The organism is Shewanella sp. GXUN23E (genome assembly GCF_050865035.1).
Taxonomy (GTDB): Bacteria; Pseudomonadota; Gammaproteobacteria; order Enterobacterales; family Shewanellaceae; genus Shewanella.
In genome coordinates, this window is record NZ_JBOZWP010000025.1 from 49,719 (window position 1) to 66,847 (window position 17,129).

A 17,129-nucleotide genomic window follows, 5' to 3' on the forward strand; every position below is an offset into this window, starting at 1 on the left:
TTGAGTCCAGCACCTGCCAGAGGGCCTGGGTATCGACGCGGGGGGATTGATTCATGCTGTGACTCCGGTATCGCTGGCTTCCACTATCATGATGGCCAGATCGCTGATTTGGTAAATTCTCAATTGGTCCTTGGACAGACTGGCATCGGCTTTAAGCTGCACGCCTGAGGCAGTGCGCTCAATGGCGGTGATATGCAGCTCCAGTGACATCTGCTGATTGTGTGGGGTGATCTGGCCGCGGTATTTCCACTTCACCAATGATTGCGGCCAGCTGGATCTGGGGCTGACAAACTCATCCCCAAGACCCGTTTTTATGGCAAAGGCCTGCAGCAGCTCCAGCATGGCTTCGACGCCCAATGAGCCCGGCATCACCGGATCCTGATGGAAATGGCAGGGGAAGAACCAGTCACTGGCATCTATGCTGCGCTTGCCATACACATAGCCAAGACCATGCTCACCGCCCGAGGCGACAATGGCCACACTGTCGACAAAGTTCAGCTGGCCCCCGGCCAGGTGCCAGTGCGGTTTGCCCGGCGGTGCATTGAAGGCATTGGCCGCGGTTAACTCAAGCTGGATATCGGGCTCAATGCCCTGTGTGACATGCCAGGGCTTGCGGGTTTGACCTCTGTCCAGCCCGGCCTGGTGGGTCAGGGCATGGTCATTGAAATAGCCAAATACCGCCTCGCCCTCGTAAAAGGGGACAACCGCCGCTTCAGTTTTATTGCGACTGCCAGCCTGACGAGTGCTCAGGGTAAATTTAAAGGTCTGAATGATATTGGCGCCGGCAAAGACAGTGCTGAGCAATTGGGTGTCATTGATGATGGTCTGGCCGCGCAAATCCACGGGTCGCAACAACCTGCCCTGACCATCCAGATTGCGGAAAAACAGCGGCTCATCCTGATAGCTGAGCGTTGTGCCCAGATAGCCGGACAGGAAGCCATTGGGCTGCAGCGCAATTTCCATCAGCACTGAGTAGGGCATCTGCGCCGGATGGCTGTTTGCCCTGAAATACCAGGCATCCGCCGGGACTTCATATTCGGCGCGGCAAGCTGATGGGGTCTTGAACTCGCCGCGCTGGCCGTCAATCCGGGTCACGCAGGTGGTCAGTTGCAGATCGCCGCAGGGGGTGCGCGGCGGCACCATGCCCCGGTATACCGCAAATTCAGGGCCAAAGCAGTGCTCGATATTGCCGGTGGCAAATTCAAACAAGTGCCAGGGGGTGAAGGGCAGGGTGTCCGGCTGTCGGTTGGCAAAGCGGGCCTGCTCAGGCGCCTGCACATGGGTAAAGGGGATCACCCCTTTATTGGTGGGCGCCTTAAAATCCGGGATTTTCTGCATCAGCGGGGCAGGCTCCAGCTCTGACAACCGGCTTTCAGCTACCGACGCTGAGTCGGATTTTCCATAACGGGTGCAGTTGGTTTCCTCTTTGAGCATCACCCCAAGATTCTGGAAATCCACCACCACTTTGCCGTTGAGCAGGATATCGATATTGGCTCTGGCTCTGGGGGTGGGATGCATACTCAGCTCGGTCACTTCCATGCGATAAGTGAGCATGCCGGATTGGGGCAGCACCTGGCCGCGGCAGCGCACTTTTTGCGGCGCATCAACCAAAGGCTGGAAGCGGCCATGGCCCATGGATTTATGCATGCCCAGCCACAACATATAAAATTGCAGCAGCTGGCCACAGCCCTCGGCCATCAGGGATCCCGCCATCACTTCATCATCCTTGAAATGGCAGGGAAAATACCAGTGATCCGGTGCCAGCCATTTGTGGCCTTCCACCATACCCAATCCCCAGGCCCCGCCCTGTGGATCCAGCGCACTTATCTGCTCGATCATCATAAACTTGCGGGAGGCAAAGCGCAGTGACTGCGGATTGCTGCCCGCTTGCGCAGCGTGACTCGGGCCAAAGCAAGTCACCAGATCGGCCCTGAGCAAAGCTTCCAGCTCCTCGCGGCTGAAACGGGTTTTGTGGCACTCAAGCAAAGGCGTGAAGCGGCTTTTCGGTGCCTGCTGTCTGGCGGTTTCTTCCGCCTGGGTGCGGATCACCCCTTTGCCATCTTCCAGCTCCCTGTCAGTGAAGAAACCGGCGCAGCCATTGTCCATTTTCAGGATCAACTGATCTCCCACATAACAGCGGTAGGAGAAGAAAAACAGCAGGGTATCGCCATTGCGGGCAAAGTGATTGATGGCAATATCGTATCTTAAGGTATCGCCGCCCCGGGGCAGATCGCCCAGGAAGGTCAGGGTGCAGTCCAGCAGCCGATAGACCCGCTCACCCCGGTTTTCAAAGTCGATGCCCAGATAGCTGATCAGCATCAAATCACACTGGCCTGACTCAACGGCCACTGCCCAGGGGATCTGGCCATCCACCAGGTAGGGGGCATCGTGGGGGATATCGTATTCAGTGGTCATGTTGCAGGGCTTGAAATCCTCCTGTTTGCTGAGGGTGGCGTCCAGTTTGGTGACTCGCGACACCAGCAGATAGTCCCTTGATGGCAGCCTGACGCGCCGGCGGAAACTGTCGATTTCGGCATACTGAGGACCGAACACTCTGGCGATATCGCCCTCGGCATACTCCAGCAGATCTTCATAGTCCCAGATGCAGTCTTTGCGCCCGGCGCCAGTCATAGGTGCCGGGGAGGCATGGTCGGCCGCTGCTGACTGGTCTGGCATTTCTGGCTGGGTCGATGTTCTGGGCGGCTGGGGCGATGTCGCGGGCGGTCTGGATAAACCAGCCAGATCAGCTGGTCGGTTAGTCGGCTGAATGGCCAACTTGGTTAGATGCCGGCGCAGCAGTACATCCGCCTGCGCAAGTCCGGCGCGTCTGGCATTGAGAAAGGCGAGATGCACCTCTGCCAGTTGCTGCCGGTGGGCGGTTAAAACCTGTTTGTCAGCGGCGCTGAGACTGGTGTTCATGTCAGTGACAGCGCCATGGGCCATCGTATTGGTTGAGCCTGCTGCCTTGTTGTTTTCATTTTCGTAGTCATTGTCTGTGTCTGTATCTGTATCTGTGTCTTTGTTTTTGGCACTGGCCCTGTGACTCAGCCCCGCTTTGATAACAGCCTGACGCACGAGGTCAGCAATATCATCGCCCCCAAGCGTGATGATTTTGGGCAGAGACGGCCCTTTGCGGTTGACCACAGGCTTTTGCAGTCGCGCTCTGAGCGCCTGCATTTGCAGGGGTGTTTGCTCAAGTAACAGTGCACTGTGAAACTCGCCTTCGATGGCGGTAATCAGGCTGGTTTGCGCATCGGATACCATGGCTGTCAGGGTGGCAAACAGCCCAGCGGCGGCACCGGGGTAGCCCAGCAACCTGGCCGGATAGCATATCGAATCGGCTGGCAGCGCCATCTTTGCCGTACTGTCTTTAATGCTGTCTTCAATACTGCTTTCAATACGGCCTTCACCTGCCACTGTTTCCGGCAAACTGCCACCACTGATGACCTGCAATTGTGGTGATGCAGCATGGCTGGTCAGCAGCGTATCGACCAGCTCGTTTTGCGTCTGTCGCAGATGCTGTATGGCGGGCGGGTTTGGGTCTGTCGGCACAGTGCGACCAAATAGCGGTAACTGCAGTGTGCCGTATCCCGCTGACGGGTGAGTCTGACTTTGACTCTGGCTTTGACTCCGGGGCTGAGCCAGCGTCAGCACCATGGCCCCGGCGCCATCGGCTGGCGGCAGTGATTTTTGCCCCAGCAGCACCCGCTCGGCGCTGCCGGCCAGGTCCACGGCGCACAGCACCACGGCATCGGCATCACCGGCGCGAAGCAGTTGGGCGGCGACTTCCAGCCCCCTGGTAAAGCCCAGTTCACCGGCCGACAGGGTAAAGGCCGGGCCGGAAAAGTCCCACAGTGCCGCCACTCTTGAGGCCATAATGTTACCGATAAAACTGGTGTACTGATTCAGCTGCGCCTTACCCAGCACTGCATCCATCACCAGTGGCTCGAGCGCGGCATATTCATCATCGCTGAGCTTTATCCCCAGATGGGAGAGATATTCAGGCAGCAGGGTATGCAGCTCGACCCGGCCGCGAAACTGATGCAGCTCAGGCTCGGTTTCCATGGCGACCAGCACGGCGGTTTTGCTGCCGGGCAGAAGGCCTGCATCCCGTATGGCTTCATCGGCCTGTTTCAGCAGCAGTAATTGCTGGGGAATAAGCCTGTCCTGCTCAGTGGCGGGCAGTTTGAACTGCATCATATCCAGCTCGAATTGCGCTATGTAGCCGCCAAGGGGGGGCTGAGTGTCTTTCGGGTGTGTGGGCAGCAGCGCCTGCAGCCCCTTCCAGCGCTTGGGTGGCAGCGGGCGCAGGGCGCTTTGTTGGGTGTGTAGCCTGTCAGCCAGCGCACTCAGGCTGTCGAGTGTGCCGATATGGGCGGCAAGGCCCGTGATGGTTAACGCCACGGATTGGGGCGATGACTTGGTTGGCTGTTGTGAAGGCCACCATTCTTTATCCGGCGGCAAAGCCTCGGCGCTTGTTGGTGTGAGCGGCTGATGGCTGAGCACCAGATGGGCATTACAGCCGCCAAAGCCAAAGGCGGAAACTGCGGCAATCTTATTCCGCTGTGTTGGTTTACTTGGGGTTGTATCAGATGGTTGAGCATCCCGGTGCTGCGGGCTGTCGGCCGTTTCATCCGCTTTGCCCGCCTGAGAGGGCCAGGGTTGAGGGCGGGTGATGATTTGCTGAGTCATGGGGTTGTGGTTTTCACTGCCTGCATTGTTGCCTGCACTGCTGACTGATTGCCCAGCCTGAATCAATCCCGGACTGGCAGGTACAGTGTCGTGGGCCATGGCCTGCAGGGTTTTGACCATGCTCACCATGCCGGCAGCCGTCAGCAGATGGCCGACATTGCCCTTGGCCGAGCCTATCAGCGGCAAGTTAGCCTCGGATTGGTCTGCCAAAAAACGCGCCATCGAGGCCAGCTCGACCCTGTCGCCCAAAGGTGTGCCTGTGGCGTGGCATTCAATCACTTCCAGCTGGCGTGGCGTCAGGCCTTTTTCACCGGCAATCTGCCAGGCGCGCTCGAACGCCGCCTGCTGCCCCTTGGGATTGGGGCTTAATACAAACTGGCCGCGGCCATCATTGGACAGCCCGACCCCCTGGATCACACCCAGAATGTTATCGCCATTGGCCCGGGCATCGGCCAGCCGTTTGATGACCAGTACCGCTGCGCCTTCACCGGCAAACAGCCCCTGAGAATCAGGTGAAAAGGGCGCGGATATGCCATTTTGCGGATAAGCCTGGAAAATCGAAAAGCCCATATGGACAAACAGCGGATCGGCGCCACTCAGGGCGGCAGCCAGCATCACATCGGCTTTGTCGTTGGCCAGATAATCACAGGCCAGACGGATGGCATACAGCGAGCTGGCGCAGGCGGCATCCAGACTGAAACTGCAGGGCCCCAGCCCCAGCGCCCGGGTTACCTGAGTCGCCGCATCTGAGGCGTTGTTGAGATTGATAGTGGGCGCTGATTGTTGCCGCTTAGCAGGCAATGGCGGCACGCCAGCAGCTTCCCGCAGAGCCGTTTGCACCCGCTGATGATACAGCGGCAGGCAGGCCGCATTGGTTTGCCTGTCCGGGAACGACAGGGCGCCCAGTATGATGCCGGTGCGCGGGCGCTGAGTGTCATCCACCGACGCCTGGTTAAGCGCTTCGCGGGCGCAGCTCAGCAGCCACTGGCGGCTGATATCCAGCGAAGCCAGCTCATCCGGCGGCAGGTTAAGCCCATCGGCATCGAAACTGAAGTCCCCGATAAAGCCGCCTTTGGTGCAATAAAACCGGTCACTTTCACCTTTGGCGCCGGTATAGGCCTGCACACTGGCGCCCAGTCTGGCGTCAGTCAGTTCGCTGCGGCAATCTGCACCGGCCAGCAACTGTTGCCACAGGGCTTCGGGGCTGGCTGCGCCGGGAAAACGGCAGGCCTGCGCGACGATGGCAAATTGCTGTTTGCCCAAATCAGGGTTAACGACTGCTGACATACTGGGTTTCCTGCGGCGCGGCGCCTGAGGTTGAAATGTGGGAGCGGACCCCCTCGCCAGGGGCTGAGAGGGTTCTGGCATGTACTGCCAGCGGGGCCCTGATGTTGACGCCCAGGGTGCGCAGCGCCGCAATACATTTGCGCAGACTGCGAATGGGCATTGCGCCTTTACTGTTGCAGGCGATGGTCTTTACCGGTTGCCAGCTTAATTGCTGATTGGCCAGCAGACTGGTGAGCTGGCGATCGGCGCCCACTTCAACAAACAATCGCGCGCCCTGATGAATTGCCCGGTTGATCAGCATGGGTAAGTTCAGCGGCTGGCACAGGGTATCGGCGATACTGTCGGCGATGTACTGGCTCAAATCCTGGGGCGCGAGGTGCAAACTGCTGAGTGCCGGATTGATCGCTTGTGGCTGTGAGGCGCTGAAAAACAGGCAATGGCGCAGTAATCGCGGGCTCTGGGTATTGAGCTGGTAAAACGCCCGCATCGACTGGTGCAGCAGCCAGGCTGCCGGCGTGTGCATGGCGGTCACCAGTGGCGAGGGGATTGCCGTGCATCCCAGCGCATCAATGACAGCCTGTACCTGGCGGGTATCACCGGCCAGAATGCAGGAGTCGAAATGGCGCACCGGCACATACACCCGACAGGTCTTCCCAAACAAGGTCTCTATTTGCTGCTGCACCGAATCGTAACTGGCTCTGAGCAGATAGCAGCCCCAGTCAGGCGTTGGCTGTGTGCCTGATGCTCCTGCGTCGTAAGATGGGGGTTGCCACAGCGCCTGCACAGCCCGCAGTGGCCCCGACAGTTCATGGCTGAACAGCGCTGATTCCAGCGTTGGCCGGATCAGGGATTCAGGTGACTGCCATATGCCCAGCGAAGCCCACATGCTGATCTCGCCCATGGAGTAACCCAGCGCCATGTCCGGCGCCAGCCCAAATTCACGGCAAAGGATTTGGCTCAGCAGCCAGGACTGGCCCACACCGGCCACGGCCTGCTGCGCCAGTGGCAGCGATTGGTTCTGGCTGGTGCGATTGGCCTGTGGGCCGGTGGATTGCAGAGTATCTGCCTGTAACATCTCCGCCTGTAACATCTCCGCCAGGGGCAGTGACTTATTGACCTCAAACAGTTCGGGGAAGTACAGGTGCAACCCCTGATACATACCGGCCCATGCGGTACCGACACCCGGATAGATAAAGGCCAGCTCGCCGGGCCTGCAGCCCTGATTGGCCGGACAGTAACAGCTGCCACCCGGGGTTTGCAGCCAGACGGTGGGGCGGGTCTCGATATGGCGGATGAGTCCATCAAGTTCCGCTTCCAGTGCCGCCATGGTGTCGGCCACCACCACAGCCCGGCAGCCGGTACCCTGAGGTAACAGGGTATTGTGTCTGTGCCAGGTATTGAGCGCGGTGCGCTCGCCGGTATCCCTGTGTAACTGGGTGGCCAGTTCGGCAGCGCTTTCGGCGCTGTACTCCAGCCAGTAGCGGGCAATCGGGCGCGGCGGCAACAGGGCACTGCCCTGGGTCAGCGTGAGGGTATGCACTGTTTGGCCGGGGATCTCATCCTCTATGCTTTGACCGTGCAGGCGTAATTGCACTTGGCGGCGATCGCCCGGTTCACAGAACCAGTACTGGCCGGAAAAGCAGATGCTGCTGCCTGTGGCATCGTCAGGGGGCATGTCAAAGGCAGGTTTGTCGGCGCAGTTGTGGGTATAGACGTCGGCATAGTCGTCGGTATGGTCGCTGACATTAGCGCCGGTGCGGCCACCCGCCAAGGGGGCTGGCGGCAGATCCCGGGCCGCCAGCGAATGGCAAAGCTGCCTGAGCGCGGCAAAGCCCTGATGCGCCGGGATGTGATATTCCAGCATCTTGCCAGCAGCTTTACCGGCAGCTGCCAGCGGGATGCTGTCTATTTCAGCGGCTGATGTCGGTTCGGTATGCAGATACAGCCGGGCATGGGGATGCTGCTTTAATTTCAGCGCCTGACGGCTGTCCATCAGCCAAATCATGCCGGGGTGTTCGCTGGCCTTACCCTGTGCGCCCGTGATGCCCGCGGCGGTTAGACAGATCAGCGAGCCCTGCGCCTCATCCAGCAGGGCTCTGGCCTGTAACAGGGCCGGCAGTAGCTTATCGCATGGCAGGCTGACGGTTGCTGGCCGGGGCTCTGCTGTTGATGGCATAGTCAGAAACAGCGCCAGCGGCGCATATGAGGTTGCCGTCATGGCTGCTCCACTGTGGCCGTATTGCGGCTTGCGCCTGTATGGCCCACGGCCCGGCTGTTGAGGCGGGTGTGGCTCAGGGTCAGTTTGATGCCCTTGAGCAGCACCAGAGTGCGTCCCTGTTCATCCAGCAGCGCCGCATCGCACTGGAAGGTATGACTCATCAAAGTGGCGTTATGTATCCACAGCTGAGCCGGCGCGTCATCCTTGGGATTGCAGTCCATTACCTGGCTAAAGCCCTTGTGCAGGCTCAGTTTGCCAAAGGCCACGGGCAGGCTGTCCTGACCGCTCAGTTCATGGGCCAGTACCAGTGCGCCCTGCAGCATGGCATCCAGCGCGCAAATTCGGCGCCAGCTGGTGCTGAACAGACCTGACTCCGGCTGGGGCGCAGGCAGTTTGACCAGGGCCAGCAGCTGCGACTCGCGAATGGCAAACCGGCGGATAAGCTGCAGGCCTTCGCCATGAAACAGCGGCCCGTTCTGGTAACACAGGCGACCATCCAGCGGCTGCTGTGCCAGCGCCTGACGTATGCGTTTGGGCACGCCTTTGGTCACTGGTGCGGCGCTGTTGCTCATGCGTGCCCGATAACCCGGTCGTCCATCAGTACTCAGCAGCAGCTGACCATCCTGCACCGTCAGTGCCAGAGCGGCGCTGCTCTGCTCATCAAAGACCAGTCCTTTGAGCAGTTGATAGTCCGTCAATTGCTGCCACTGGCTGTGGTCGTCGGCAGCATCCAACTCTTCGGTCATGGCATCCAGCATCAGGCTCAGGGCGCAGGCGGTGGGCAGCACGGGATTGCCCAGCACCGCATGGTCCTGCAAGAAACCATGGTCATCCAGCTTCAGTTGCCAGTCGCGCTGTGGCAAGGATTCCTGCGGTTGTTCCTGCAGTGGGAGCTCCATTGCTGAATCGCCTGGTCCAGTTTTGTTATCGGGATCTGCTTTGCTATCTGATTCGGCAGCGTGACTGTCGATTGCGCCAGTCATACTGTCAACGTCAGCCGGTTGCGAACCCTGTTTATCCGAGCCCTGCATATCTGAACCAACAAGGCATTGCAGCAGACCGTCATGCAGCACCTGAGAGGCGAACAGGGCGGCGCCAGCGGCTCTTGGGATCACATACACGCCACGGCTGGCGAACATGGCTTTGAGACTGGCACTGACCATGCCGCCATCCCAGGGGCCCCAGTTGAAACTGGTGACTTTCAGCGCCGGGTAATGGGTTTTCAGTTCAATGGCTTTTTTGTTCAGTACCTCATTGGCCATGGCGTAATCGCTTTGACCGGCATTGCCATAGAAGCCCGCCGCCGATGAGAACAGGCTGATAAATTTGAGCGAGTCCATATCCAGCACGGCCAGCAGATTATTCAGTCCGGCCACCTTGGTATCGAACACCCGGTGGAACTGACTCAGGGTCTTCTCTTCAATGCGCTTGTCAGCCAGTACGCCGGCGCCATGGATAAGGCCGCTGAAGGGGCGCAGTGACACCAGAGGTGTCAGGCTGGTGGCGACATCATCGGCGTTGGTAATGTCCAGCGGCAGGTACTCGGCGCTGGCGCCCAGCGCGGCAAAACGTGCCAGCGCTTCACGGATGGCCAGGGTGTTTTGTACCGGCAGCAGCAGGGCATCCAGGGCTTTAGGTGTTACTTTTTCACCGGTTTGCTGCAGATGGGCCAGCAGCGCCGTTTTCAGTTTGGTATCTGTCGGTTCGCTATCGCTCAGTCCGGCAGGGATTACGCTTTGCGCCCAGTCCGGCAGGGTGCTGAGCAATTCGCTGCGGCCCAGCAGCACAAAATGGCTGCCGCTGTGAGCCGCCAGAGCCAGTGCGCAATCCAGAGTGACCCCTTTGGCGCCGCCGCTAACCAGAATGGTGTCACTGGTGCCAAGCTGCAGTTCCGGCTGGCATTTGCCGCTTCCCGCCGCCGCAGGCTTTAAGGTGGTGCGGATAAGATGGTCCTGGGTACCTGCGATACAGGTTTCTACCTGAATGCTGCGGTGCAAAAGTTCATCCATCACCAGCGTGGCGAACGTGTGCGGGTCAATTTCCGGGCTGATATCCAGCGCCCGGCAATGCACCTGCGGCCACTCGTGGCTCAGGGTTTTGCAAAGGCCATGCAGCGCCGCGGCCATCGGGGTGACCTCGCCGTTGAGATACCCCATTCCCCCATCCTGACGGGTCACAGTGGTAAATACCGGGGTGTGGGCCTGGTGCAGCGCCGCTGAGTAGTGCGCAGCCAGCAGCAGCGCCAGTTGCAATGTATGCAGCTGCTCTTCATCGGACTGCAGTGGGCAGCTGAGTACCAGGATGGCGCCTAAAGGCTCGTTCAGCTGGGCCGACAGCTTATCCAGTTCAGCGATGATGTGGGCTTGTGCGGTTTCGGGGTCTGCCGCCAATTGCCCGTCATTCAGCAGCTGACTCAGGTCGATGCGGGCAACGCCTGCCGGCAATGCCGACTGGATATAGGCAGACAGTACCACAGGCTCAAGGCCGGTTTTCAGACATTGCTGCGCCAGCTCACCGGCATGATGACCATCATCGACAATCAGTATGCTGCCCTGCAGTGTCAGTGCTTCAGCCAAAGGCGCTGCGCCTACCAGTTCAACCCCGCTAAAGGGCGGCAAATCGGCTGAGGTAAGGGGGGCTGGTGGCAACAATGCTGCCAGTGTGGATGCCTTGCTTTGTGGGATATCTGTCTGTGAAAAAAGCAATTCCTGCTGTGAGCCTGAGGCAATCTCTGGCTCATGCTGCGACGCGCTGATGTGTGTTGGCGGTGTTGGCTTTTTTTGTGCCTCTGCTGTATTGCCTGCAGCGGCAAGCAGCACAGTGATTTCACCCAGGGTGCGGCATTCTGCCATGGCCTCTGCGCTGAGGGGCGGCAACTGCGGCAGGGCATCCTGCACCGCGCCGAGAATTTCCACCCTCTTGATGGAGTCGATGCCCAGATCCGCTTCCATATCCATCGACAGCTCGAGCATCTGCGCCGGATAGCCGGTTTTGTCGGCCACGCCCCCTAGCAGCACGCTGATCACGTCCGGTGCACTGGCGTCGGCAGGCTGGGCCAGAGGTTTTTCCGGGACCACAGCCTGAGTCACAGCCGGAGCGGCTTGTATCATCTGCTCGCAAATTTGCCCCAGGGTGCGGCATTCAGCCATGGCATCTGCACTCAGCGGCGGCAGCTGCGGCAGGGCATCCTGCACTGCGCCGAGGATCTCCACCCGTTTGATGGAATCTATGCCCAAATCTGCTTCCATATCCATGGACAGCTCCAGCATCTCGGTCGGATAGCCGGTTTTATCGGCCACTACCGCCAGCAGTGTCGGGACTATTTCGATGCCGGGTTCAATGCCCTGTTCAATGGCGGGGTCAATGCTGACAGCAGTATTGTTGGCCAAGCTGTCAGTCGAATGGTCAATAAAAGTTGCATCGACACCTGCGGCAGTTGGCAGGCCTATCTGGATTTGCGCCAGCACCTGACTCAGGGTGCGGCACTCGGCCAGTACCTCAGGACTCAATGGCGGCAGCTGCGGCAGCGCATCCTGCACTGCGCCGAGGATCTCCACCCGCTTGATGGAGTCGATGCCCAGATCTGCTTCCATATCCATGGACAGCTCCAGCATCTGAGCCGGATAACCGGTTTTATCGGCCACTACATTGAGCAGTACCTCCTCGGCTGAGGCGTTCACGCGCTGGACGGAAACGCTGGATGACTCGTTTCGCTGAGCGGTTTGACTAATCGGCAGCGCCATTTTGTTTACCGGCAGTGCCACGTTGTTTGCCGCCGGAGATATATCGTTTACCGGCAGCGCCGCGTTGATGGCCTCCTGTACCTGCGCCAGCGTGCGGCACTCGGCCAGCACCTCAGGACTTAAGGGCGGCAGCTGCGGCAGGGCATCCTGCACCGCGCCGAGGATCTCCACCCGCTTGATGGAGTCTATACCCAGATCCGCTTCCATCTCCATGGAGAGTTCCAGCATCTGGGCCGGATAGCCGGTCTTGTCGGCCACCACCGCCAGCAGGGTAGCTGTAATGTCCGGCGCTTTGATGTCAGGCGCTTTGCTGTCTGACTTTGTACGCTCTGGCGTGTTGGCGCTGACAGAAGCCTGCTGCTCAATATTGGTGCGGTGGCCGGGATGGGGGGCAGCTGCTGCGTTAATGGGATACTGCGGCTGTGGCGATGGCGCAGCCTGAACCTGCGAGACCTGCGAGACCTGCGAGACCTGCGAGATTGGGTGAGTCGTAATACTCGCTGTTTCCAGACCATGCTGCCCGGTACTTACATGCTGTCCGGCTGTGAGTTGTGTCAGCCAGGCCTGATGGATTTTCAGGGTTTCTGACTGATGCTGGTGGAACAGCTCCATGGCGCGCACCAGACTGTCGGGGACCGGCAGGCCGTCCTTTGCCAGCTGCAGCTGCGCCTGCATCAGTGCATTGAAGGTGTCATTGTACTGCTGTGGGATGGCCAAAAATGCCTGATGCACCCGGGCGGCTTCCGATTGTGCATTGAACAGTCCTGCCAGCGCAGTATCAGTACCTGTGCCATAAGCCGGGGAGACAGTGGCAGGCTCTGGTGTCACCCGGGCAGCACCCGGAGATTGAGTATTCATGTTGGATTGGGCACTCATTGGCGGTTGGGCACTTATTTGTGATTGGGTACTTTGGGGGAATAAGGAAGAAGGCACGATGTTCTCAACCACCTTTTCAACAATTTGGGTTTGGAACCGGGGCGTTATTTTGCCCTGTTGCAGCGATGCCATGGCCTTTTGCGCCGTAGCCGGACTGACATAATGGGCGCCGTTCAAACGGATATTCATGGGTGATGGCGTCACCTGATGACGTTTGTGGGTCACCGCCCAGGTATCGGGATTGCGCATCGCCTGACCTGCCACCGCCAGTTGCACGGCGGCGTGTTTAAGCTGCCAGTCATCGCCATGACGCGAGTCGGCAGAGTTGACGGGTGACGGATTGACGCTGAGGATCAGCAGCTCGCGCGCAGCGCTGTCCTGGGTCGCAGGCAGCGTGGCAAAGTAGTCATCGGCAATCGCCTTAACCAGTTTGCTTTGGGTGTTTTTCGGGCCAAATTCAACAAACTGCCGACAGCCTGCCGCCAGCATGCCGCGGATCTGGCTGACATAATCCACCTGACTGAGCATGTGCTCAGATAGCTGCGCGGCGATATTCTCCCCATAGGGCTGGCCGGTTTGATTGCTCCACACCTCAGTGGTTGCCGCCAAGATGGGGGTGGCGTTAATCACATTGGCAAACTGACTGGCGGCCTGCGCCATCATAGGGGTGTGGAAGGCACCGGCGACTTTGAGGCTGACCGCCTGAATACCCAGCGCTTTGAGTTTGGCGGTGACTGACTCAAGGGCGCTGATTTCTCCGCCCAGCACCCACTGGCGGGGGGAGTTGATGTTGGCGATTTGTACCTGCGGGTTTTGGGAGAGCAGAGTTTTCAGTGTGGCTTTCTGTTCATCATCATTGAGCCCCACCGCGGCCATGCTGCCCTTGGGTTCTTGCCCGGCAGCCTGCGCCATCGCCTGGCCCCGCGCCAGTGACAAACTGCACAGGGCGTCATCATTCAGCGCACCGGCGGCCCACAGGGCGGTAAGTTCACCATAGCTGTGACCGGCAGTCATATCGATACCCAGGCCAGCTTGTTTGAGCAGGGTAAACTGGGCGGCACTGAGGGCGCCAATGGCGCTCTGGGCGTAGCGGGTGTCGGTCAGCGCCTGCTTTTGGGCCAGGCGGCCTTCATCATCAAAGGCTTCAAAGGGATACATGACTTTGGACAGCGGCCGTAGTTGCTTGGCCGTGAACGCCTGATCAAAGCGGCTCAGCCACTGGCGCACTTCGGGGTACAGGCAGGCCAGTTCCCGCCCCATCTGCAGGGTCTGATTGCCCTGACCGGTGAACAGCGCCGCCAGTTTGCCGGTAAGTGCATGGGGACGGAAACTGACCCCGCCCGGCAGTTCCCAGGCTTGCTGATTGTTTGCGGCCCGCGCTTCATCCGTCAGCTTTGCATCTGTCAGCTTTTCATAGGCTTGGGTCAGCAACTCCAACAGTTCATCCGCCTGGTTGACGGTAAAGCCAATTCTCGGGTGCTCAGAGGGGCAGGGGGCCAGCGGGTACTGGCGGCACAGGGCGTCAAAGCTGTTACTGTCTTGCTTCAGCCGGTCAATGGAATCTTTTAACAACAGACTCAGCGCGTCCATGGAGACGGCGCTCAGCAGCAATGTTCTGGCAGACTGGCGCAGCCGGTACGCCCGGCTGTGCTCCGGCTGATACTCCTCCAGCACGATATGGAAATTGGTGCCACCAAAGCCGAATGAGGAAATACCGGCGCGCCTTGGGGTATCGCCATCTCTGAGCCAGGGGGATGGCTGAGTGGAGAGGAAGAAAGGCGACTCAGACAGCGCCATTTTCGGGTTGGGACGACGCACATTGATGGTGGGCGGCAACACTTTATGATGCAGTGCCAGCGCCGCTTTGATCACCCCGGCAGTACCTGCGGTGGACTTGGTGTGGCCTATCTGGGATTTGACTGAGCCCAGCGCGATATGCTGCCTGCGCTCACTGTCATTATCTTGCTCATCGCGGCTGAACACACTGGCAAGCCCGGCAAATTCAGCCACATCCCCCGCCGCTGTGCCTGTGCCATGGGCTTCAATCAACCCCACGCTGCAGGGGGCAAAACCGGCATCATCGTAGGCGCGCTTGAGTGCCTGCGCCTGACCTTCGGAGCGGGGCGCATAAATGCTCTTGAAGCGGCCGTCGGAGGAGGCACCTATGCCCTTGATGACGGCATAGATACGGTCGCCATCGCGCTCGGCATCTTCGAGGCGTTTCAGCGCCAGCATGCCAATGCCTTCGCCTATCATCATGCCTTTGGAATCTGCATCGAACGGCTTGATATGCTCATCTGCGGTAAAGGCCGGGGTTTTGGAGAAACTCATGTACATATAAGGCGAGTTGTCGGTGCACACGCCGCCGGTGATCATCATGTCGCTGCGGCCGTCTACCAGCTCACTCAGTGCCATGCGCATGGCCGCCAGCGAGCCGGCGCAGGCGGCATCCACCACACAGTTCATGCCACCGAGATTGAAGCGGTTGGCAATCCGTCCGGCGATCACATTGCCCAGCGAGCCGGGGAAGGCATTTTCCTGCCAGGGAATGTACTGATCCTGGAATTTACGGATCAGCATGTCGCAGTCTTCATCGCTGATGCCGCTGCTTTTAAAGATTTTCTTCAGCACAGGATATTGCAGCCGGGCATTCATGGCCTGACTGATCTTCTGTCCGCCGCCTATGCCCAGGGTGATGCCCACCCGGCTTCGTTCATAGCTTTGCTCATCCGCTATGCCAGCGTCGATCAACAGATCCCGGGCGACCAGCAAGGCCAGCAGCTGAGCTGTGTCGGTTTGCTCGAGAATATTGGGCGGCAGGCCGAAATCCAGCGGATTGAATTCCACCTCAGGTAAAAATCCCCCCCGCTGACAGTACACCTTATCCGGGGTATTGGGATCGGCATCGAAGTAGTCCCTCGGGTCCCAGTGGCTGTCCGGCACCTGAGTGATGGCATCGATTTTATCGACGATCAGATCCCAGAATTCATCCAGATAGCTGGCCTTGGCAAACAGGCTGGCCATGCCAACAATGGCCACCGGCGTGTCTTTGAGGCGACGGCCAAGGCGGATGTCCTGTTCCTGACTGCCATGCTCGTGACTGGCAGACTTGTGACTGCCGCGTTGATGATGGGAAGCGGTTGGGCTATCAGGATGGCTCATCGTGAGTCTCCGTATGGTGGTTGCCGTCGGGGCAAAGGGGATCGGGTGTCGCCCTGAGGGCTTTATTGATATCCGCATCCGGGAAGCGGATCAGAAACTTACGATAATTGCGGGCCAGCAGTCGCCTGAGTTTGTAGGGCCCGTGGGCCAGCACATAGGCGATGTAACGGTCGGCGGCGCGGGCATCTGAGTCTGAGTAAATGTCCACATACACCCAGTCGAGTTGCGGCTCAAGGCCTATCATGACTGAGCAGGCGGGTCCCTGTGGCAGCGGAATATGCATGGCTTCAACCTGCACCACCTGAGACTCTCCCAACGTGCGGGCCAGCGTGGTCGCATTGAGGGTATAGCGCTCGGTACTGTGGCTGCGATACACGGGCAGACGGGTAAAATGCTTTTGTGGCAGGGCATCGCTGGGCTCAATCTCGCCGATACGCGACACATTGTGGCGCTTGAGACAGCGGGCAAGGCCGGAGCGGGACACCGCCGGGTTGATAAAGGTGCGGGTGACCTCAAGCAGTTTATCCAGCGTCAGTTTGAGCTGGTATCTCAGTCCCACAACCACATATTCCTGCGCCGGCGTCAGAGTGGTATTGAGATGGTGCGGGGTATGGTCTCTGTCCTCAATATCACTGCGTCGGCGCCATTTGCGCACCGTGGCTTCACTGATATTGAGGATCTGCGACAATTCACGCACGCTCAGCGGTGAGTCCTGAATAAAGCGACGCATCTGCGGCGTAGTGTGACGGGCGCTGATTTTTCCCTTAACGGCAGCCGTTTTTGGCGGCTCCGGTGGCAATGCCATTGCGCTTCCCTGTGTTGCAGTATCAGGTGGGACTGAAATACCTCGCTCTGTGCTGAGTGCGGGTTTATCCCCTGATACTCATGTTTTTCCTGTTTTGGTTGAGCCAAGGTTAGCGGACAATTGGCGGCGAAACAATCAGGCGGGACTTAAAAGTTAATAATCATGTTACATGTTGGCAGCAAATCGCCCTGATGCAGCAATTGGGTTGTGACGCTTATGCGCTCAGCTTGCATTAGGCTGTATACCCCGGGATGCAGGCTAGGTTGGATTTAGATTGGGGTTAGGTTGGGGGAACACGGCAGGCTGCGGTTATCGCCTGTCGCCCCGGCTTGTGCGACAATCTTAA

General features: G+C 59.1%; 4 protein-coding genes. All 4 read right to left on the reverse strand.

The features are described from left to right. Positions 1-51: 51 nt before the first annotated feature. From ACRRUX_RS17880 to ACRRUX_RS17895, 4 genes are read right to left on the reverse strand one after another with little or no spacing between them, the layout of a single operon-like run. Positions 52-5,979, reverse strand: coding sequence for a beta-ketoacyl synthase N-terminal-like domain-containing protein (locus ACRRUX_RS17880; RefSeq protein WP_432532860.1), 5,928 nt, complete (start codon positions 5,977-5,979; stop codon positions 52-54). After that, a complete protein-coding gene (locus ACRRUX_RS17885) occupies positions 5,963-8,197 on the reverse strand; it encodes a PfaB family protein (RefSeq protein WP_432532862.1) in 2,235 nt (744 codons plus the stop codon). The genes ACRRUX_RS17880 and ACRRUX_RS17885 overlap by 17 nt, the downstream gene beginning before the upstream one ends. Then, complete coding sequence (locus tag ACRRUX_RS17890) at positions 8,194-15,978, reverse strand: beta-ketoacyl synthase N-terminal-like domain-containing protein (protein ID WP_432532864.1); 7,785 nt, start codon at positions 15,976-15,978, stop codon at positions 8,194-8,196. The genes ACRRUX_RS17885 and ACRRUX_RS17890 overlap by 4 nt, the downstream gene beginning before the upstream one ends. Beyond that, positions 15,965-16,783, reverse strand: coding sequence for a transcriptional regulator (locus tag ACRRUX_RS17895; RefSeq protein ID WP_432532866.1), 819 nt, complete (start codon positions 16,781-16,783; stop codon positions 15,965-15,967). Before ACRRUX_RS17895 ends, ACRRUX_RS17890 begins: the two co-directional genes overlap by 14 nt. Positions 16,784-17,129 lie beyond the last annotated feature (346 nt).